Genomic DNA, 21580 nt, shown 5'->3' on the forward strand with positions numbered 1-21580 from the left:
CTCCTTTACTATTGTTCGACTCAAAATTATTGGATGTGTAGCAGGACCATTCCTTTGTCATTAAAGCAATTGCCGCTGACAACATCCCTTTGTTTCATTTAATCACTGGTTTTTACTTGCATGGAGCACTTATGAAGTATCGTTTATTGATTTCTCTATCGACAGGTTGCGTGGTAGTCAGTCAGTCCTTTGCGGGCACCATGGGGCCTATCATTTCCGCCAAAGACTGGACATGGGTAGGCTCAGTAGCTGCAGGCCCAGTTTGGGCGAGAGGTGGGGAAACACAAACGATTTATTTTTCTCCAGAAACTAAACAAACCTTCGTGGCTCGAAAATCCATACATGAACTGGCATCGGGTGAATTGTTTATTGGTTTGCAAAAACAATTATTATCCAGCTGGCAAGGGCAATTAGGTGTCGCTGCTGCAACGACTGGAAATGCTAAATTACAAGGCATTATTTGGGACGATGCTGATCCTGAATTTGCCAATTACAGTTATCGCTACAAAGTAAGCAACAGCCGGATAGCGATAAAAGGCAAGCTCATACTCGATAAAGGGTATTGGCTTATGCCTTGGGTAAACGCCAGTGTGGGTGTGGGGTTTAATCAAGCGCATGATTTCAGGAACAGGCCATTAATTTTAGAAGCATTACCTACAACACATTTCAGTAGTCACACCAAAACTGCTTTCACCTACACCTTAGGCGCTGGGGTCCAAAAAGCCATCAATGGGCATTGGCAAGTGGGAGCGGGTTACGAGTTTGCTGACTGGGGAAAAAGCAAATTGGGAAGAGTCTCAGGCGCAGCGATAAACTCGGGATTATCTCTGAATCACCTCTACACCCATGGTGTTTTATTTAACTTGACTTATGTGGCTTAAGGATAACTTCATGATAAATGGAAAAAAGAATCAATGCTTTTTCTGGTCAAAGGGAATTGCATTTCTGTGGGCAGCCTTGTTTACAGCAACAGCTTGCGCGAATATTCCCTTGTGGACTTTTGAGCCGCTCACTGATACTAAACTAGCAGTGCCTGCTAATAGCACCGCCTTAGTGCAATACCGGGTGACCAACCAATCCCTCAGTCCTCATACCCTGGTTATGCTACCCATTCCAGGGGTGATGCAAACATACACTGGATTAGGGGATTGTGGCACTCCATTTATGCTCCCCGGGAAAGGCTATTGCACGCTTTCCTTGCAGATTATAGGCAGCCAGTTGACTGGTCCGATTCTCGATGGGCCTTTTGTGTGTCAATTTGGAAGCCTTAAGCCTTGTTACCGTCCAAATCCTTTACAGGTGTTGAACATCGTTCAGGCCCCACCGATATCCAATGCGGTGATTACCGTCACAGGTTCTCCTTTAATCCTGACTAAAGAGGGTCCAGTTGGCCAACTAACCATTAGCAATATCTCGACTGAAGTGGCTGCCACTAACATTATGTCAAGTTTTACAGGGACGGCATTGGCTGGCAATGTCACTGAGACTGGAAACACTTGTGCGAATGTACCGCCAGGGGGGAGTTGTATACTGACTTACACGCCAGGGAATACGGTAGTGGCGCAAACGAATTTTACCATCCAAGGCACCAATACTAATCCGCTGACAGCAGCCATTGCCATCCAATCAGGGATTACGCTCACTGCCATTAACCCCAATTCAGGACCCGCATCGGGGGGAACAGGGTTTACCCTAACGGGAACTGGGTTAACAGGAGCCACAAGCGTCACCTTTGACGGGATAGCGGCAACGAGCGTTAATGTGGTCAATTCGACGACGGTGACCGGCGTTACTCCTGCCCATGCTCCAGCTGTTGTCGATGTGGCCATTAACACCCCCGCAGGTGGAGCAACATTAACTAATGGCTATAGTTATCTGACTACCGCTGTAGGTCAATCTTCAGGTGGTGGCGTTATCGCTTGTTTAAATGGCGGACTGAATAATCTTATTGCAGCGACCGCAGATAACAGTTCTGGCATTCAATGGGGTGGTTCGGGTACATTAACCAGCGCACTAAGTACCACTAACGGAGCCCTTAATACGGCACAGATTGTTAGTACACTGACAGCGCTAGGCATTGCTCCAAACACTTATGCTGCCAGTATTTGCATGAATTACGAGGTGGACTCGCAAGGAAATACCCCTTGCCAAGCAGGAAATGCCTGCTATAACGATTGGTTCTTACCGGCTGGAAATAACTTAACAACAAGCGGTCAGCTCAATTGCTTATTTGTTAATAGGGCTGCAATAGGAGGTTTTGATGTCTTCTACTGGAGTTCTACTGATTCTTCCACTACCGATGCTTGGTTTCAGGGCTTCCTTAATGGCGTCCAGTTTCCTGCCGCTAAAATCAATCCTTTGCGGGTTAGGTGTGTTCGGGCCTTTACTCCTTGAGTTCTTCGTTCTTCCTTTGGAGGCAGCTATGCTGCCTCTTATAAAAAATCGCACAGAGGTTCCGCTTCATTTTTTGTGATTTAAAGAGGACTATAGCCAACCGCCAATTTTGGACAAGGGTATTTGTTTTTGCTTAAATAATTAAGAATAAATTCGACTTTATCGGATTCATCAGCTAATTTATTAATTTGAATCTTAAACTATACTCATGAAATGGACCTTCAAGTTAGTAAAGGAAAAATTTTTCGGTTCATAGGTTGGTTTTTCCTAACCAATGCTTTCCTGTTTTGGCTATTGGGGATTGAATTTCTTAAAGTCACTTTTTTATCCAAAACATTATTCACCAACTACATAGTCAGCTTCACAGGAATACTTGGCAAAATTTTAATAGTGAGCTTCGCATTAATTAACTATCTCACTTACATGATGCTGCTTGCATTTATTCCTGCGGTGTTCGTACTGATCATTGCTTATTTTTTGCCTTCTAAACGATTAATTTGGTTTCTCAGTGTTCTGGTGGCCACACTGAGTGCTGCACTCTTGATTATTGATAGTCACATTTACATGATGTTCAAGTTTCACCTCAATCTGACTATTCTTACGATGTTTTTTCATACGCGTTGGAATGAGGTGTTTGACCTCTCCAAACAAGAAATTATTTTCAGTTTGGTTACCATTTCTCTATTGGGTGTACTAGAGATTCTTCTTGCTTGGATTGTGTGGAAAAAAGTCATTTTGACAGAGCGTTATAAAGTGGGTAAAAAAATCACTTATTGCTGGTGTGGTGGGTTCTTTTTTTGTTATTACATTTTAATCATCTCCATATTCAATAATGTTAATCTTTTTAGTCAACAAACACTTAATTTACCGCATTTTAATCAACTGTTTGCTTATTTTATTCCTGATAGGAATGCTCATGATATCTTAAGGCGCTTTAGTGAGGCTGATTTTGCCCAGCCTTTTTTCCCCAATGATAAAATGAATTATCCGCTTCACCCACTACAATGCAAAAAGCCAGCTCATCCTTACAACCTTATTTTGATCATGGTTGATTCGTTACGGTTTGATAGTGTGCAAAAAGGATATATGCCTAATGTCATGCGTTTTGCCAAAAATAATTGGCAGTTTTTAAATCACATAAGCGGTGGTAATTCGACCCAACCTGGACTGTTCTCGATATTTTATTCCATTCCCAGCAATTATTGGACTGCTGCATTAAAGCAAAATGTTCGCGCAATTCTTACCGACTTATTAATTAAGTATGGTTATTCGACGCACGTGTTTTGGTCTAGTCTCCTATCCACTCCTCCCTTTAATAAAACTATTTTTAATGGATTAGCTGATTTAGGACCTGATGGTTCACAGAAAGAGAATATTGGGGATAAAGACAGAGATATAACACAAAAAGCCATCGATTTTTTGCTCAATAAAAACCACAAATCGCCTTTTTTCCTCTACCTTTTTTATGATGCGCCCCACGGGTTTTGCCGCGATCAGAATTTTGCCACTCCTTATCAGCCTGCATTGAAGGAATGCACTCGCGTCACTATGACCAACAGTGATGATCCCCTTCCTTACTATAATCGGTATTTGAATGCAGTGAATTTCGATGACGAACAAATTGCTAGAGTGCTGAATGTCATTGAGCAGCAGGGGTATTTAGACAATAGTATTGTGATATTTACAGCGGATCATGGCCAAGAATTTAACGACAATAAACAAAATTATTGGGGACATACTAGCAATTATACTGAAACACAAACGCATGTTCCTTTAATCATCCATTGGCCAGGTGAGTCACCCCGTACGATCGAATACCTCACAACGAGTTATGATATTGCACCTACCTTGGTTAAGCACTTGTTTGCTTGTAATAACTCGGTTCAGGATTATAGCATCGGTCAAGACTTGCTGCTTGAAGAAGGGCGATTGCCTTTTATCCTGGCTGGAAGTTATATCAATATGGGAATTATCGAACCCGATCGACTTACCACGTTGCAAGTCTCGGGTGGCATAACCATCACTAATCGTCATGCAGAACCCACGTCCGATGCAGAACCAAGGAAAGACGTGCTCAAGCAGGTTTTGATCCTCATGCGCAAATATTATGCTAAATAGCCCGTAGTAGCCCCTAGCCCATTCTTAAGAAAAAATGAAAAAATAGGTGCAGTTGCCGGTGCTTTGGGAATGAAAGGAAAGGAGCCAGTTACCATTAAAGGTGTGTCAATTAGTCTAAAATAAAAAGAAATCAGTAATAAAAAATGACTATGGCTCAAACACCGTTAGAATTGGAAATACTAAAAAGTAACAAGTTAAGAGCAACCATTTTATCTGTTGCATTTTTTTTATTGTCTCTCTTGTGGCTAGGCTTCGTTATCTTCGCTTCCGTAGCCTACAGCAAAATTGCGAGTAATATTTCCGTTGGCGATTTACCGATTGGACATGCCCTTGTAGCACTTTATTTTTTGGCTATACGCCAAGTCATTTGCCACTATATTCGTACAAAGAAAAACATGCCGGGATCATTGCAATATTTTATTGCTTTTATCGAAGTAAGTATTCCCACATTAGGTATACTTGCTCTCGCACATTACCAACTAGGCGTCTATTCACTCATAATGCCTCCTCTTTTAATTTATTCCTTTTTTATTATTCTTACTGCTATGACCTTAAATGAATGGATATGTCGTTTTTCTGGTTTAGTTGCAGCACTCGAATACTGGGCTATTTCTTATTACATTTTCAATCACACAGATACCTCCCAAGTCGCTCCGGTATTAGTTTCATGGCTTCCCACTATTGGCCGTGGGGTAATTATATTCCTTGTTGGAGTTGCTACTGGATTTATCACTTCTCAAATTAGAGCGCAACTGACTACCGCTTTTAACGCTCAAAAAGAACGTGACCGAATTGAAACTATATTTGGTCAGCATGTTTCTCCCGAAGTGGTTTCCAAGCTACTATCTGAAGACGCGAATGCAAGTAAATATATTCCGGTTTGTATTATGTTTTTGGATATCAGAAATTTCACTCATTTTACGGAGCAAAATGAGCCCGCTGTTGTGGTTAAATACCTTAATTATCTTTTTAAATATATGGTAGAAATTATTCATAAGAATAAAGGGATTATTAATAAATACCTAGGCGATGGTTTTATGGCCGTCTTTGGTGCTCCGATTTCAAGTGGTAACGACGTTGCTCATGCGGTGAGTGCGGCATTAGCAATCGTCAAGCGAACAGAAGAAGAAGTTAAAAAAGGAAAGCTATTTGATCTCAAGTTAGGTATCGGCATCCATTTTGGTCATGCAGTAACGGGTACCATTGGCACAAAAAGACGTCTTGAATATACCATTGTAGGTGATGTGGTTAATTCTGCTGCTCACATAGAGCAATTAAATAAAACGTATCATAGCAATGTCCTTATTTCTGAAGATGCAATGAATCAATTATCGAATGTGAACGCTGAATTTGTGGGGGATGCTTCGCTAAAACATCGTGACCACCCGATGAAATTATATCGATTAATCTAACTCACTCGTAGAGACGAAACACTTAAATGATTTCTCTGTCACAAGCATCAAGCATAAAAACCAAATAAAAGTCTTTTCTAGTTTGTCGAGATCAGCCACAATTCTCTATTCTCAGCGTGCTGAAAAGCGAATTATTTCCAGGATGAACCTGTGACAAGGCTTTTATTTTCAATTCCTTTATTTTTAAGTGCCTCGCTACTGTTTGTTATTCAGCCGATGGTCGCAAAATTATTACTTCCAGTGTATGGAGGTACTCCTGCGGTATGGACAATATGCGTGTTGTTTTTTCAATCCATGCTTTTATTGGCCTATGGTTACGCTTGGGTGCTGAGTCGGCTCGCTAAGGGTTGGGTGTGGCGGTTTTTGCATATTTCGTTGGTTTTACTGAGCTTCATCGCTTTTCCATTCACTTGCTCACCTTCATTGAATTCCACTTCACCGGATTTAGGGATTTTAAGTGATTTAATGATTCATTTAGGGTTACCTATTCTGGTCATCGGTGCTTCGGCGCCATTATTGCAATTTGCTTATAGTCAGACTCAAGCTAAACAAGCTCGTGATCCTTATTTTTTGTATGTAACCTCTAATGCGGGTAGCCTACTTGCCTTATTGGCTTACCCATGGGGGATTGAGCGCTACACGGGTTTAAAGCTGCAGTTTGATTATTGGAACTTGGGGTTTGTGATCTACATCATTGCTTTATGCGCGGCGTTATTGATTCCTAAGCAACGATCTTTAAAACGCGAGCATCAAACACAGAACGTCAGCTGGTCGATTCAGTTACGCTGGATTGGCTATAGTTTCATTCCTTGCAGTTTAATGTTAGGCGTCTCTTTTTATATTTCCACGGATATTGCTGCGACCCCTTTATTTTGGGTCATTCCTCTAGCCCTTTACCTCCTCTCTTTTATCATCACTTTTGCTCAGAAACCAATCATTTCTCATGCATGGGTTACTCGCTATAGCTTGTTTTTTATTTTCTTTCCCCTTATTGGATTCATTGTGGGGGCTCACTTATTAACGGCTTGGGAACTCACTCTCTTTCATTTAGCCAATTTTTTTATGCTCACCCTTTTATGCCATGGCGAATTAGTGCGAATGAGACCACCGACTGAACAGCTTACCCGTTTTTATTTTTGTATTGCTTTGGGAGGGAGTTTAGCCGGTTTATTTAATGGTGTCATCGCGCCCCGTTTATTTGATGGGGCTTATGAATACCCTTTAGTTTTTACACTTGCCATGCTTTGCTTTTCTTTACGTCGCTCGTCGATTTATACGTCCCTTATTCTGACTGCATTGTTGATAATGAACCAATTTTTGCCTGACTATTGGTGGTTGAAAACTCATCATGTACTCGAAGTCATAGCGCTTTGCCTCTTAATTATTTGGCCTGGAAGCAGAATCAATCTTTTCATGGGTATGGCAATTTTGTTTGTTTTCTTATTTAGTCCGTGGTTCAAATCCATCGAAACGCTGGCTCAACAGCGTAATTTTTATGGGGTTAAGCAAGTGCTTTCGGTAAGCGGTGCACATGCGCTGATAAGCCAAAATACCTTACACGGTTTTCAATTTAATGAATATAAACAACAAGAGAATGCGGCAATGGCTTATTATGGTGCTGTGTTGTCCGTAGTGCATCATTTGCAGAGGATATATCCGCAACTGAATGCGACGATCATTGGGTTAGGCGCTGGAATGATGGCTTGTCAGTTTCGGGATCGCGACAAACTTACGCTCATTGAGGTGGATCAGCAAGTGATTCGCATTGCAAGTAATGATCATTATTTCACTTACTTACGCGATTGTCCGCCGCTCATGTCAGTACTCGAAGGGGATGGGCGAAAAATTCTAGAACAGAATAGGGCGCCTCACACCCATCTATTAGTCATGGATGCTTTTTCTTCCGATGCAGTGCCTACTCATTTATTAACCTTGGAAGCGTTTAAATTGTATCAGCACACCATTGATGAGCAGGGAGGTATTTTGATTAACCTCAGTAATCGCCATTTGCATTTGCTTCCTGTCGTTATTGCCGCGGGCCGAGAATTGCAATTGCTTGTATTGCATAAAAAACAAGCAGAAAAAGGGGCTGAAGGAAAATTCACCGCCGAATGGGCATTTCTTACTGCAAATCAGCCATTAGCATTGGAGTTAATGCGGTCACAAGGGTGGCGATTTGTTGCAGAGAATGATAGCCAATTATGGATGGATGATTATTCTAATATTGTGCCATTGGTGAGATGGGGATAGTCCTGCAATACGTTTACCCGCTTTGCTTTATTCCACAGCTTCATCATCAAAGGGTTGGGGGTTAATGGAGTCAGGTGAATCCAACAATGTTGTGGGGAACATAAGGCGCTTCAAGTAATCGCATCTCTTCTTTCGTAAGCCTTATTCCTAATGCGCCTACAGCATCCTCGAGATGGTGGGGTTTTGTTGCTCCAATGATGGGTGCGCTTACCACGGGGTTTTTAAAAAGCCACGCAAGAGCGACTTGAGAGGGTGCGATGTCTCTTTGTTGAGCAATACGATTAACTTGCTTAATGATTAAAGTATCTGCTTCTTGCGTTTTATCATAAAGCTTTTTGCCAACGTAATCGCTTACAAAGCGCGCGGTTTCCTGACTTTCAAGTGGTCGAGCCAATCGTCCGCGGGCAAGGGGACTCCAGGGCAAGACCGCAATTTTTTCGGTTTGACAAAGCGGCAGCATTTCCCGTTCTTCTTCGCGATAAATAAGATTGTAGTGAGGTTGCATTGAAATAAATCGATGCCAATGGTGTTTCTCCGCTAAATAGAGGCATTTGGCAAATTGCCAGGCGAACATGGAAGATGCGCCAAGATAGCGGACTTTTCCTGCTTTTTTGAGGTCATCAAGCGTTTCTAAGGTTTCTTCAATGGGCGTGTTATAATCCCAACGGTGGATTTGATATAAATCAATATAGTCCGTGCCTAAGCGTTTTAAGCTTTGGTCAACTTCATGAAGAATGGATTTTCTTGAAAGCCCGCCACTGTTAGGGTCCTCTTTCTTCATTGGGAAAAAAACTTTCGTTGCGATAACTACCTCACTTCGTTTCGCAAAATCCTTTATTGCTTTCCCAAGAACCTGCTCACTTGCGCCGAAGGAATACATGTTCGCCGTATCAAAAAAATTAATCCCTAACTCAAGGGCTTGTTTGATAAAAGGACGGGAATCTTTTTCATTGAGGACCCAGGAATAATGACCACTGGTGGGATCACCATAACTCATGCATCCTAAGCAAAGTTTGGAGACTTTGAGATCCGACTGGCCTAATGTGATGTATTCCATGAATAATTTCCTTATACTTCTGCTAAATTTCCTTTTGTCTCTAGCCAAGTTTTGCGATCAGCTGCTCTTTTCTTAGCGAGCATCATGTCCATCATTGCCATCGTTGCTTCTTCATCTTCAAGAGTAAGTTGCACCAATCGCCTAGTGTTGGGATCCATGGTGGTTTCGCGCAACTGTATTGGATTCATCTCACCGAGACCTTTAAAGCGCTGAACGTTAATTTTGCTTCTTGTGGTTTGGGTTAGTTCAGCAACGATTTTTTCTTTTTCCTCATCATCCAAAGCGTAGTGGACAATTTTGCCCGCATCAATCCGATACAAGGGTGGCATAGCAACAAAAACATGGCCTGCTTGCACCAATGGCTTAAAATGTTTTAAGAATAGAGCGCATAAAAGCGTTGCAATATGTGCGCCGTCTGAGTCAGCATCGGCAAGAATACATAATTTACCGTACCTTAAGCCACTGAGGTCATCCGAACCTGGATCTATACCAATGGCCACCGAAATGTCATGGATTTCTTGTGAAGCTAAAACTTGTGAAGAATCAATTTCCCAGGAGTTTAGAATTTTTCCTCGCAACGGCAGAATCGCCTGAAAGTCTTTATTACGAGCCTGCTTGGCTGAGCCTCCCGCGGAGTCACCTTCAACCAGAAATAATTCGGCTTGGCTTAAATCCTGTTGCAGGCAGTCGGCCAATTTTCCAGGTAACGCGGGACCTTGGCTTACGCGTTTACGCGCCACTTGTTTGGCTTGACGCAGACGTTTCTGAGCGCGTTCGATAGCAAAAGCGGCGATTGCTTCCCCTTGAGTACGGTGTTGGTTAAGCCAAAGAGCGAAGGCATCTTTAACCACACCACTGACAAAGGCTGCTGTTTGCCGGGAACTTAAACGTTCTTTCGTTTGGCCGGCAAATTGAGGGTCTTTCATTTTAACGGATAAAACATATTGGCAAGGTTCCCAAAGATCATCCGCCGTTAATTTCACACCGCGAGGCAGCAAATTGCGTAACTCACAAAAGGAGGCTAAAGCCTCATAAAGTCCGGTGCGAAGACCATTCACATGGGTGCCCCCTTGAACAGTCGGGATTAAATTGACATAGCTTTCGCTTAAATTACCACTGGGTGTGGGTGACCAAGCTAATGCCCAATCCACTGTCGCTTCGTCACAGGAAAACTCACCTGTGAACGGCTCTTCTGGAAAATAATCGGCAGACAAAGATTGACGCAAATAATCAGCGAGGCCTTTCTCGTAGCACCAATGCATCTGTTCATTGCTGGCTTTATTGATAAAGGTCATCGCCAGGCCAGGGCAAAGTACCGCCTTGGCTCGCAATACATGAGTTAATTGTTTAATTGAAATTTTGGTGGTATCAAAATATTGGGCGTTAGGCCAAAAGCGAATAATGGTTCCTGTATCCCTTTTTTTAGTAACCCCGCTTTCATTGAGTTCCTGCAGCTTATCACCATTGGCAAAGGACATTTGGTAAATAATGCCATTGCGTTTGATTGTGACGTCAACACGCTCTGACAGTGCATTAACAACCGATACCCCAACCCCGTGCAATCCACCGGAAAAGCGATAATTTTTATCTGAAAATTTTCCTCCGGCATGCAAACGGGTCATAATGACCTCCACCCCGCTTAAACCCAGTTGGGGGTGAAGATCCACTGGCATACCTCGGCCATTATCCTCTACTTCAATGGAGCCATCCTCATGGAGAGTGACAATAATCTGACTTGCAAAGCCTGCGATCACTTCGTCAACACTATTGTCTATCACTTCTTGAGCTAAATGATTAGGTCTGGCTGTGTCAGTGTACATACCTGGACGACGCTGGACTGGTTCAAGACCACTTAATACCTCAATCGCTTCGGCGGTGTAGTTTTCAGACATTAATGAGCACTCTCGGTAAAAGGCTTTATTTTAACATGAAAATGAAGCATTGCTAAAAGACCGTTACTCAACCACGATAGGTGGAAACTTATCGGTATAATTTAACGGCTTATTTGCTAATGCAATCGCAGCACGCATGGCCGTTTGCATAAACGGTTTAGCCAAAGGATCTTGCGCGTGAGTTGCTGTTGGATTGCCTTCATCACATTGGCTGCGAATGCGACTGTCTAAGGGGAGCTGGCCAAGTAATTGAACATGAAATTTCTCGCCCAGTTGTTGCCCGCCGCCCTCGCCAAAAATGGCTTCTTGATGGCCACATTGACTACATACATGCAGGGACATGTTCTCAACCAAGCCTAAAACGTCAATGTTGGTTCTTTCAAACATTTTAATCGCTTTTTGCGCGTCCAACGTAGCGATGTTTTGGGGTGTAGTGACTACTACCGCTGCAGTTAAAGGGATTTTTTGCACCAAACTTAATTGAATGTCACCAGTACCCGGAGGCAAGTCAATAAACAGATAATCCAATTCATCCCATAACGTGATATCCAGCATTTGGATGAGGGATTTAGCCAACATGGGCCCTCGCCAAATGAGCGCTTGCTCGCTGTCTGTCAGATAACCAATTGACATGGCCTGTAGGCCGTGCGCTTCTACGGGTAGATAATGCTCACCGCTGATTTCCACAGGTTTTGCCTCACCCAGCATGAGTGGAATGCTGGGGCCGTAAATGTCTGCGTCTAAAAGGCCTACTCTGGCTCCAGCTTGAGCCAGTGAAATGGCTAAATTGACTGCTACTGTTGATTTTCCGACGCCGCCTTTCCCTGAAGCAATAGCAATGGTGTTTTTAACACCGCGTAATCCTTTGCCAACGAGCTGAGTTCGGTGGGCTCTAATGAAATGCTCAAGTGTGATTTGAATTTGATATTCAGGTAAGGCGTGTTTCAATGCGCTTTGCATTGCAGGTAAGAGCGCCGCTTCCAGCGGTTTAGTGGGGAAACCGCCTTGTAAGGATAAATGGATTTGTTTTCCTTCCACAGTTAATTTAGCTTGCAAGCCTAATTGTTGAGTGGTTAAACCCAGTAATTCATCCGGGGTATTGGTTAGAATTTCAGTAATATAACGTTCTAAATTCATGCGATTATCCTAATATGACAACGATTCAGTGAGGAGGCTTGGTTGGTATTCCCAAGTCATCCAATGGCCACTTGCCAAATAATATAAACCACAGTAGACAGGTTCTGTGGAGCGCATTGCCAGCAGTTGCGCATAATGATTGACTTGCTGACGGTGTTTGACCTGTGCTGCCTCTTCTTCACTGCCCGTTTTAAAATCGATGACCCAGCGAATACCATTGTCAACGAAAGTGCGGTCAATAATTCGTGTGGCAGCTAACCCTTCGTTATTAATGAGAAGCTCATATTCATTGCGTTCTTGCTGATGTGCTTTGATAAGCCACTGCCCTATTGAGGTACTGAATAAACGCATGATGTGTTGACGCAGAGAGGCGTACGCTTCTTCTCGTTCATCGGGTGAAAAGCCCAAAGAGTTGAATTGCCTTTTCACCATTGCCCAAGGTAATTCATCGACTGTATTGGGGTGATTATCGCAAATCCATTGCAATAATTCATGGGCCACGATGCCTATTTGACGCGAGGGGTCATGGACAACAGAAAGTGCGGATTTTTTTCCTGTATTTTCTGAGACAGAAGGTGGACTGAGATAAGACTTGATGGGTAATCGGTAGAGTAGAGGTAAAGACTGTTCCGATTTTTCTTCTGGGGTTTCTTCTGTCCCTGTTAAAAAGGGTTGATTTTTTAAGAAGCTGCGAAAAGTTCCTTTGGTTTCCTTTTCACTGCTATCAAAAAGGTAGAGCCGTTTTTTTGCACGCGTCGCGGCCACATAAAACAAGCGTTGTAATTCGTAGCGATCTTTTTCATTATCTAATTGCCCAAGGTAATCATACAATAGACATTGCTCTTGATGAGCTGCTTTAATGGGCGAAACGAGAAGGAGCTCCTCTTGTTTCTGACTGGGCAATTTCAACCAGCGCAGCATCGGTTGATCCTTATTTTGTGATTTGCTGCTTAAACTCGGCAATAGGACACAATCGAATTCCAATCCTTTGGATTTATGAATGGTCATGACCTGCAAACGAGAGGGATTAACCCGTTGTGAATAAAGCTTATCCAATTCAATTTTAAATGACTTAAGATCAACGGGTTTGCCTGGGTGGGTAAAACGCTCAAGTAACAGCCAAAATTGCTCTAAGTCTTCTTGCTGAGCGGTACTAAGGATTTTATCCACGTGCAATTGTTTAAGTGTGTGCGAAATCCAATCCACCAAAGAATGCTGGTAACGCCGAGCGAGTGCATCGTGCAATACAGCATAAATAAACTGCGCACGTACCTGGCCTTCTTCGCTTAAACGAGCTAAGCAATTCGATTGAGACAAAGCGTAATAAATGGATTTTTTTCGGTCGAAATTGGCAATCACATGCAGATCAATAAGCGATAAGCCGCAAAAAGGGCTGCGTAATAATGCGAGCCAGGCTAAGCGATTGGCCGGCAATAAAAGGGCTTGAGTAAGAGACCAAAGATCCCTAAGGTGTGGAAGTCCCGCTAAATGCTCTATATCCACCCCCTGAAAAGGAATGTTTTGCTCCCGCAATAAATTAACAATCTCCCTCAATTGAGTGCGTGAACGCACGAGAATGGCAATTTGGTCTTCTGGGTATTTTTCTAACTCTTTAGTGACGCATTCGACTATAGCGTGGGCTTCCAAGCGACGATTTGTAAATTGCCAGGCGCCAATGGTGCTGTTTTCGCTGTCAGTTTTTACATGGTGCGAAGGAGAAAAAGAAATGGCCCCTGATTCCACATCATCCCGTTGAGGAAAAATACTGCTAAATTGTTGATTAACCCAACCGACGATGGTCGCTGTGGAGCGAAAATTACAACACAACTCTAAGCTGTCTAAATGCACATCCCCGATTCCTGTCTGCTTCGCTTTCAGGAAAAGGCCTACTTCAGCCTGACGAAAACGGTAAATGGATTGCATGGGATCGCCTACCACAAACAAGGTTCTGCCGTCGTTTGGCTGCCAGCCTTGTACTAACTTGGTTAATAATTGGAATTGTTGAATGGAAGTGTCTTGAAATTCATCAATTAGCAGGTGTTGAATGGTATTATCAAGGTAGAGTGCTAAATCAGTGGGTTGTTCATCGTCACCTAAAGCAGTTAAGGCTTGCTGAGCAATAGCACTGAAATCCACTTCATTTTGCTCAGTAAAAACCACATGCAAATGGCTTACTAACAAGGGTAATAAAACAAATAAAGCTTGCAACACTTGCCATTGCTCAGGATCGTACTGCGGTTTAGGAAGGTTTTTGATTTTGATTAAAGTGTCAAGAAATTCGGCTGTCTCATCAAGTTTAAGCAGAAGCGCTTTTGAGTCTGCTTTAAGTTTATCGAATAATGCCTCTTCACAACTTCCCCGTTTAAGCCCTACGTGATGATCAAACCCTTTGCGTAGCTTCTCCTCTGAGGTAAGGAGAAGAGAGGCGAGGCCTGAGGCTATTTTTCGATTTATTTGATTGAAATTTTCCCATTCACGCAAGGCGTAGCGCGGTGATTGTGAATTGGATTCTATATGAGCCATTTGGCAAGCAAGCGAACACAGTTCATCCCGATAGGCCAAAGGAACAGCCTGGACAAAACGAGAAAGCTCGTGCTGTTCAATGAAAGCAAGCATTTCTTCATAATTTGCTTTGCTTTGCATGCGTGCAGAATACAAAGAGGATAGCCATTGATCGCGAGTTGAGAGTAATTCACTAAACAATTCAAGAATTTTGTCCTGACGATTATCCAAATGCGTTAACAGCGTTTTTAGAGGTTGATGAGTGTTTTTATCCTCAAGTGCATGCGTAAGACAGGCTTTAGCAGCGACGCGATAATGCATTTCAGGGCTTTCGCTGATTTGCGCGAAAGGAACCTGTTGATCAGGTAAAGGAATGGCATGACTTAACATTTGGCATAGAGAATCAATAGTAATAATACGCAAGCGCCCAGGTTGATCAAGTAATCGCCAATTTTTCTTATCGGCATGAGTAAGGGCATCTGCGGCATATCGATAAGTTTGTTCTTGATGCGGGGTACTTGCTTTAGCACCACAAGCCACTTGCTTAAGCGCGGACAAAATACGCTCGCGCATTTCGCTTGCTGCTTTACGTGTGAACGTCAGTGCCACAATTTGTTCTGGTGCATTGACGGTGCTGAGCAAGCGTAAATATCGCTGGGTTAAAATTTCAGTTTTACCCGAACCCGCCGGCGCCTGCACGATAAACGATCGGCGGGGATCCGTGGCTTGTGTACGCTGTTGGCTATCCTTAAGCATGATCTTAACTAGTCCAGTATGATTTCCTGTGCCGGTGGTCTAAGATTATAGTTTGAACTCATACTATGCCCATAAGCACCAGCGGTTGCTATCAAGATAATGTCTTTTTCTTGCGTTTGCGGCATAGGCCTATCATAACCTAAGGTATCTCCCGATTCGCAAATAGGACCCACAATGTGCGCAAAGCCTGCTTTTTCTTCGCTCAAACGTGTCAAATTGACAATTTCATGATAGGCACCGTAAAGAGAAGGACGGATTAAACTATTCATGCCTGTTTCAATACCGATAAAGCGAGTTTTACCTTTCTCCTTGCATTGCGTCACCTTAGCAAGCAGAACACCGCTCTCAGCAACGAAGTAGCGACCTGGCTCTAACCAAAACGCTAAATGCGCAAAACTGGATTTGATGGCCATGAGTGAAGCATCCAACGCGGCTAGATCCAGCGCTTGCTGCCCAGGTTTTTCAACAATACCTAACCCTCCCCCCAAATTAATGATTTTCACTTCGGGAAATTGGGGGAGTAAAGAGGTCAGCATCAGTGCTGCTTGCTGCCATAGTTCCGGGGTAAGAATACCAGAGCCAGAATGCGAATGAAGCCCAATGACCTTAATGTGATTCTGTTCAATGGCTTGAATCAGTTTAGGCAAATCACTGTGAGGAATACCGAATTTGGATTCATTCCCGCCTGTACAGACATACCGGTGATGGCCGGCACCACATCCTGGATCAATACGTACTAAAATGGACTGATTTTTAAAGAGGTCAGGCCAATTCTCCAGAGGATATAAGTTATCCACCGTGACATGACAGCCTAAGGAGAAGGCAAATTCATACTCTTCCCTAGCAGCAAAATTAGGGGTAAAAAGAAGGCGTTGCTTGCTGATGTGAGGAAACGTGCTTAAAACGTGCTGCAGCTCTTCAAGGGAAACACACTCAAATCCAATGCCTTTGTCATGCAAGGTTTGTAAAAGCGCAGGGTTAGGATTGGCTTTGATGGCGTAATACAATTGATCAATGGATTTTAAGCCGAGCAATTCATCCGCTTTAGCTGTTTGAGTGGGTCGATGATAAACATAGCAAGGTGAATTTGTTGCCGCAAGATCGAGCAAACGTTCGCGCTCGATTTCCCACCAAGGTTGAAGCCTTGATCCCCCATTGCCAAATTCTTCTTGCCAGCTTTTGGAGTAATAAAAACTTTGGGGATTATTTTCAATCAATAAAGCATGCAGTTTCTGACATAATTTATCGGCCTGCCCTTCATCAACGACAAACGTTAAATTCAAATCATTTGAAGCCAAAGACATCAAATAAATTTGTTGGGCATCAAACACTTCAAGCGTAGGACCTAATTGCGGAAGCACAGTGCGAATATGGTGACCCACTAAACTCACTGCACTGCAAGGCTCAATCAGTTTAGCACGACCAAAGCGATTTAAATCTGCTAATAAAGCCTCTAAAGCGGAGCGATCCCGAAGCTTAGCATTACTATCTAATGAAAGAGTGACGTTAAATTCAGAGGATGAAAGCAAATCAACGGAAAAGCCATGCATTTTAAATGCGGCAAAAACATCAGCCAAAAAACCTACTTGTTGCCACATATTAAGGGTATCAATCGAAATCAGGATAATGCTGTTTTTCACTTGAATGGATTTAATCGGTGGTGCTTTGTCATCGCTTTCTTGGGAAATGCGTGTGCCTGAATGTTCTGGCATGCGGGTGAATTTAACCACCATGGGAATCCCCGCTTTGCGTACGGGCGGCAAGCAATTCGGATGCAACACTTTAGCACCCATCGAAGCAATTTCTTGCGCTTCATCATAATTTAACTGTTTTAACAGACGGGCGTTGGGTAATTGGTGGGGGTTAGCCGTATAGATGCCGGGCACATCGGTCCATATTTCACAAAGGCTCGCTTGCAGAAGGGCGGCGAGCAGTGCAGCCGAGGTATCCGAGCCTCCTCGCCCCAACAACACAGTATCGCCTTGTGGATTGGCCGCAAAAAAACCTTGAGTAATGATGGCTTCAGCACCACTGTCGAGTAAATTTTTTCTTAGTTCGGGTTTCGGTTCGGAATTACAACGCGCCGCCAAAAAATTAACTGCATCACCACCCGGTATAGGGGTAGAGACGAGTGCTTCGCGCACATCAAACCATAGGCAGTTGATTCCTTTATTACGAAGAAAGGCATGACCTAAACGAGTCATCATGAGCTCTCCCAGGCTCAAAATTTGAGCGCGGGTTTTAGCTGGCGCTTCTTTTAAAAGAGCAATGCCGGTAAGCCATTGTTTCAATTGCTCCAAATCGGTACTGATTAATTCCGCAGAGACTTGTAAAGCGCTGGCCAGTTCTACATAACGCTGAGCAATGTCGGCTTCAATGTTTTGATGTTGATTAAGAAGCGCTGCTTCGATTGCCTTCTCGAGCTTATTAGAGGCTTGTGTAAGGGCTGAACAGACGATGACAGGTTGCACCCCATTAGCGAGATGTTGTTTTGTTATTGCAGCAATATTTTCCCAGGTTTGTAAGGAAGAAACGCTTGTTCCACCAAATTTAGTAACGACTTGTTGCATATCAAAAAGCCCGCACAAAAAAAGAACACCTTATCACGGATTAAAGACCATTGACAAGCAGATGTTATTGGAGACAATGACCGAAGTCTAAGCGGTATTATTCGCTTCATTTAAGGCATTAAATAACCATCATGATCCAAATATTTACATATTGGATTTTATATGGATTTTTATGATTTTATTAATAAATTTTTTTTCATTAAGCGGTTGAAAAGCTCTTTAATTCATTTATCATCACTCTCTGTTTTTGCAACATCGTAGGATGTATTTTTTCTAGGTAAGGAGTGTGGAGTGAAGAGCATGCAAAGACCCATAAGAACCATCGCCAGTGCAGCCGTCTTGGCGGTGATGGCAAATAGTGCCGCTAATGCGGGGAGCTTTTCCCTGTACACAGAAAGTAGTCCGGCTGCAATCGGTAACTATGCGGCTGGTATTGCTGCTGAAGCTGCGGACGCTTCAATTGGCTGGTATAACCCAGCAGGTCTTTCCTTACTTCATCGGCAAGAACTCGTAGTGGGCGAGGTCACGATATTTCCCTCGGCTAAATTATCAGGTACTAGCACGTTTGCTTCACAAGGAATGCCAAGTTATTTCCAAACCTTTAATAACCTCAATGGGGCCAAAATGGGATACGTTCCGTCATTCCATTATGCTTTACCTTTGGGTCAAAACATGACTTTTGGTTTAAGTCTTGTAGCGCCTTTTGGGTTGGCTACCCAATGGGACCGCTCAGGGCCTTTACGCTATGCAGCAACCACCAGCAACTTAGTGACCACTGACCTTTCTCCGGAAATAGGGGGTAGGTTAAACGATCATTTTGCTCTCGGGTTAGGCATTGATTTGCAGTATGCACGAGTTCGATTCCATCGCGTTTTGGGCGCTCCTACCTTATTACAGCGATTTAACTTACCTATGTTTCTTGATTCGCTTAGTTACAACAAAGGGCATACATTCAGTGTTGGATTCCATGCGGGCGGTATGGCGCTCTTTAATCAAGACCATACTCGCTTTGGTTTGAACTATCAATCGCAAGTGAGGCATCGGTTCAATGGATTCAGCCGTTTACAAGGTCGTTTTGCTAGTTTAGGGCCAACCCTTTCGCAAAGTGCAATATTGGCGGCCGATGGTGAAGCCATATTCTGGAGTAATACGCTTACAAGTAATACCGTGCTTTTCCCCGCGGTGACTACCTTAAGTGCTTATCAGGACGTTAATGACCGACTTGCGCTTTTAGGTTCTGTCGTTTATACAGGCTGGAATAGTTTAAGAACATTGGAGTTGCAACGGGTTGCAGCCTATGCTCCCTCGGTGGGCCAGGTTCTTGTTAATTCGACAACGACCGAATTTTATCGCAATGCTTGGCGCTTTGCTTTAGGCGCTAACTACCAGCTTAATGATGTGTTAATGCTACGCGTAGGTGGCGGTTGGGATCAAACGCCCACTCGAAATCCTTTCAGGGATATACGTGTACCGGATACCAACCGTTGGGCTGCTTCGATCGGGGCACATTACCAATTGCAACCCACAGTGGGTTTTGATTTCGGTTATACACACTTGTTTAGTGCTGGACATTTCAAAGTAAATCGCACCGATACGGTAGGGTCAGGAAGTACTTATAACGTGAATGCTGGTATTAAAGCGCATGCTGATTTGTTGGGTATACAAGCTGTTTGGGTTCTTGATCAGCCAGCGCCTGTCGTACTCACTAAGTAATTTCTAAGATGATTAAGAAAAACCACGCATTAGCGTGGTTTTTTTATGTGACGATAAGAGCTTGTCCGCACAGGCGCTAACCTAAGATACCGTAGACTTGCGCCTGCCCAACAGCAGTGAGTGTTTAAGCAGACTCCAATGTTGAGTCAAGGCCCAACTAAGTTGTTTGCAATGGTGAGGGACTCCTGGATTCGGAACACTTTGGAAATAGTTAAGCTATTCCTGTATTAAAGTTGCTTTGCCTGGACCAGTAGCCTTGAATTTATATCCTTTGGGCCCAGTAATTGATTGAGGACTAATCTCGCCTGTTTCCATATCGATGGTAATCGTTCCGAGCTTGAAAGGTTTGTTAGTATCCGTTGCCAACTTAATTAAGGCGGAACATTTGCCCTTGAGCGTATAACCGTAACAGGCCATTTCAATTAAAGTCCATGGTACAGTCCCTACACTTTTAGCTGGAGTGGGTATCGCTGGAACAATTCCATCGATGTATTCATTCATCTCCACGTCAGTGGTATTGCGAATGATTAAATCAGTCGGATGAGCGAGAACGACAGTCGCGCTTAAGCTTAAAGTCGTGGCAACTAAGCCTTTTAACATTCGATTCATACAAAAACTCCATTACAAAAGATTCGTTTGCCTTGCATAGCACAAGGCAATCGCGCACTACTATAGGGTAATGTTTTTATGCAGACAACCTTTTCATGAGTCAGTAGAGAGAAAATGGATTCTTTATGTGTTTTTTAAAAACAAAATGTTCATCATAAATGCTAAATTGAAGTCGTCTAAAGCGCCTTACTCCTCAAAAAATGAGCAATATCCTTAGCGAAATAGGAAATAATGAAATCGGCTCCTGCGCGTTTGATGGCTATCAGACTTTCAACCATTGCCTGTTCCTCATTAATTAAACCTTGACTAGCCGCATTTTTTAGCATGGCATATTCACCACTGACTTGATAAGCACATAAGGGTACCTCGGGAAAATGTTGTTTAACCTTATAGATAACATCAAGATATCCCATGGCGGGTTTGACCATAAGCAGATCCGCACCTTCTTTTAAATCAAGTGCTGCTTCCCTTAATGCTTCGTTGGAATTGGCGGGATCCATTTGATAGGTTTTTCTGTCACCAAATTGAGGCGCACCTTGAGCTGCTTCGCGAAACGGGCCGTAGAAAATTGAACAGTATTTCACTGCGTAACTCAAAATAGCGGTATCAGAATGCCCAGCTTTATCCAGTGCATGGCGAATGGCTGCGACCATGCCATCAATCATCCCACTCGGCGCTACCCAATCAGCACCTGCATCGGCATAACTTACCGCCTGTTGAGCGAGTAATTCCAAAGTGCTGTCATTGTCCAATTTTTCACCGTGTAGAGTCCCACAGTGGCCATGATCGGTGTATTCGCAAAAACACACATCGGTGATAATCAACATGTCTTTATGAGTTTCGCGAATAACTCGCACCGCTTGCTGAATAATACCCGTAGCACTTAAAGACGCGCTTCCAATGGCATCTTTATGAGCAGGAATGCCAAAAAGCAAAACTGCATTAATTCCTGCCTCGGCAAGTTGGTTTATTTCAATGGGTAAATAATCTAAGCCCAGTTGAAATTGGCCGGGCATGCTTTTAATCTCTTGTCTACCAGTAAGTGCTTCAGCAATGAACAATGGCGCAATGAATTGTTGCGGATGTAAATGCGTTTCTCGCACCAAAGCCCTTACAGTAGGGCTGCTACGTAATCGTCTTAATCGTAATGAAAGGGAAGAATTAGCCATG

13 protein-coding genes are annotated in these 21580 nt (G+C 43.3%); 6 read left to right on the forward strand and 7 right to left on the reverse strand.

Going from position 1 to position 21580, the window contains the following annotated elements; genetic code table 11:
* Window positions 1-131 precede the first annotated feature (131 nt).
* From B5D33_RS00750 to B5D33_RS00770, 5 genes are all read left to right on the forward strand, one after another.
* Complete coding sequence (locus B5D33_RS00750; RefSeq protein WP_058452410.1) at window positions 132-881, forward strand: outer membrane protein; 750 nt, start codon at window positions 132-134, stop codon at window positions 879-881.
* A 10-nt stretch (window positions 882-891) separates the two neighbouring features.
* Window positions 892-2394 (forward strand): IPT/TIG domain-containing protein, encoded by a 1503-nt coding sequence (locus B5D33_RS00755; protein ID WP_234802416.1) that lies wholly within the window; start codon window positions 892-894, stop codon window positions 2392-2394.
* A 213-nt stretch (window positions 2395-2607) separates the two neighbouring features.
* The gene (locus tag B5D33_RS00760) at window positions 2608-4512 is read left to right on the forward strand and encodes a DUF3413 domain-containing protein (protein ID WP_058452411.1); all 1905 of its coding nucleotides are present in this window, start codon (window positions 2608-2610) and stop codon (window positions 4510-4512) included.
* Window positions 4513-4655: 143 nt separating this feature from the next.
* A complete protein-coding gene (locus tag B5D33_RS00765; protein WP_234802417.1) occupies window positions 4656-5924 on the forward strand; it encodes an adenylate/guanylate cyclase domain-containing protein in 1269 nt (422 codons plus the stop codon).
* A gap of 150 nt (window positions 5925-6074) precedes the next feature.
* Complete coding sequence (locus B5D33_RS00770) at window positions 6075-8174, forward strand: fused MFS/spermidine synthase (protein WP_058452413.1); 2100 nt, start codon at window positions 6075-6077, stop codon at window positions 8172-8174.
* A 70-nt stretch (window positions 8175-8244) separates the two neighbouring features.
* Here the strand turns inward: B5D33_RS00770 and B5D33_RS00775 are convergent, their stop codons facing one another.
* From B5D33_RS00775 to B5D33_RS00795, 5 genes are all read right to left on the reverse strand, one after another.
* Entirely contained in the window at window positions 8245-9231 is a 987-nt protein-coding gene (locus B5D33_RS00775; RefSeq protein WP_058452414.1) for an aldo/keto reductase, read from the reverse strand.
* An 11-nt stretch (window positions 9232-9242) separates the two neighbouring features.
* Window positions 9243-11123 carry a DNA topoisomerase IV subunit B gene (gene parE, locus B5D33_RS00780; protein WP_078767278.1) on the reverse strand — a complete coding sequence of 627 codons (1881 nt, stop codon included), beginning with the start codon at window positions 11121-11123 and terminating at the stop codon, window positions 9243-9245.
* A gap of 63 nt (window positions 11124-11186) precedes the next feature.
* Window positions 11187-12260, reverse strand: coding sequence for an iron-sulfur cluster carrier protein ApbC (gene apbC / locus B5D33_RS00785; RefSeq protein ID WP_058452415.1), 1074 nt, complete (start codon window positions 12258-12260; stop codon window positions 11187-11189).
* A 9-nt stretch (window positions 12261-12269) separates the two neighbouring features.
* Window positions 12270-15518 carry a UvrD-helicase domain-containing protein gene (locus B5D33_RS00790; RefSeq protein ID WP_058452416.1) on the reverse strand — a complete coding sequence of 1083 codons (3249 nt, stop codon included), beginning with the start codon at window positions 15516-15518 and terminating at the stop codon, window positions 12270-12272.
* Between the two features lie 8 nt (window positions 15519-15526).
* Complete coding sequence (locus tag B5D33_RS00795) at window positions 15527-18088, reverse strand: bifunctional aspartate kinase/diaminopimelate decarboxylase (protein WP_058452417.1); 2562 nt, start codon at window positions 18086-18088, stop codon at window positions 15527-15529.
* A gap of 291 nt (window positions 18089-18379) precedes the next feature.
* Here B5D33_RS00795 and B5D33_RS00800 point away from each other — a divergent pair, with 291 nt between their 5' ends.
* Window positions 18380-19801 carry an OmpP1/FadL family transporter gene (locus tag B5D33_RS00800; protein ID WP_058452418.1) on the forward strand — a complete coding sequence of 474 codons (1422 nt, stop codon included), beginning with the start codon at window positions 18380-18382 and terminating at the stop codon, window positions 19799-19801.
* A 216-nt stretch (window positions 19802-20017) separates the two neighbouring features.
* On the opposite strand, the gene B5D33_RS00805 is transcribed toward B5D33_RS00800, so the two are convergent.
* Both B5D33_RS00805 and hemB read right to left on the reverse strand, forming a co-directional pair.
* On the reverse strand, window positions 20018-20410 hold the full coding sequence (locus B5D33_RS00805) for a hypothetical protein (protein WP_058452419.1): 393 nt from the start codon (window positions 20408-20410) through the stop codon (window positions 20018-20020).
* 176 nt (window positions 20411-20586) lie between these two features.
* Window positions 20587-21579 carry a porphobilinogen synthase gene (hemB, locus tag B5D33_RS00810; RefSeq protein WP_058452420.1) on the reverse strand — a complete coding sequence of 331 codons (993 nt, stop codon included), beginning with the start codon at window positions 21577-21579 and terminating at the stop codon, window positions 20587-20589.
* Window position 21580 lies beyond the last annotated feature (1 nt).

It is taken from the genome of Legionella maceachernii (genome assembly GCF_900167045.1).
Classification (GTDB): Bacteria; Pseudomonadota; Gammaproteobacteria; order Legionellales; family Legionellaceae; genus Tatlockia; species Tatlockia maceachernii.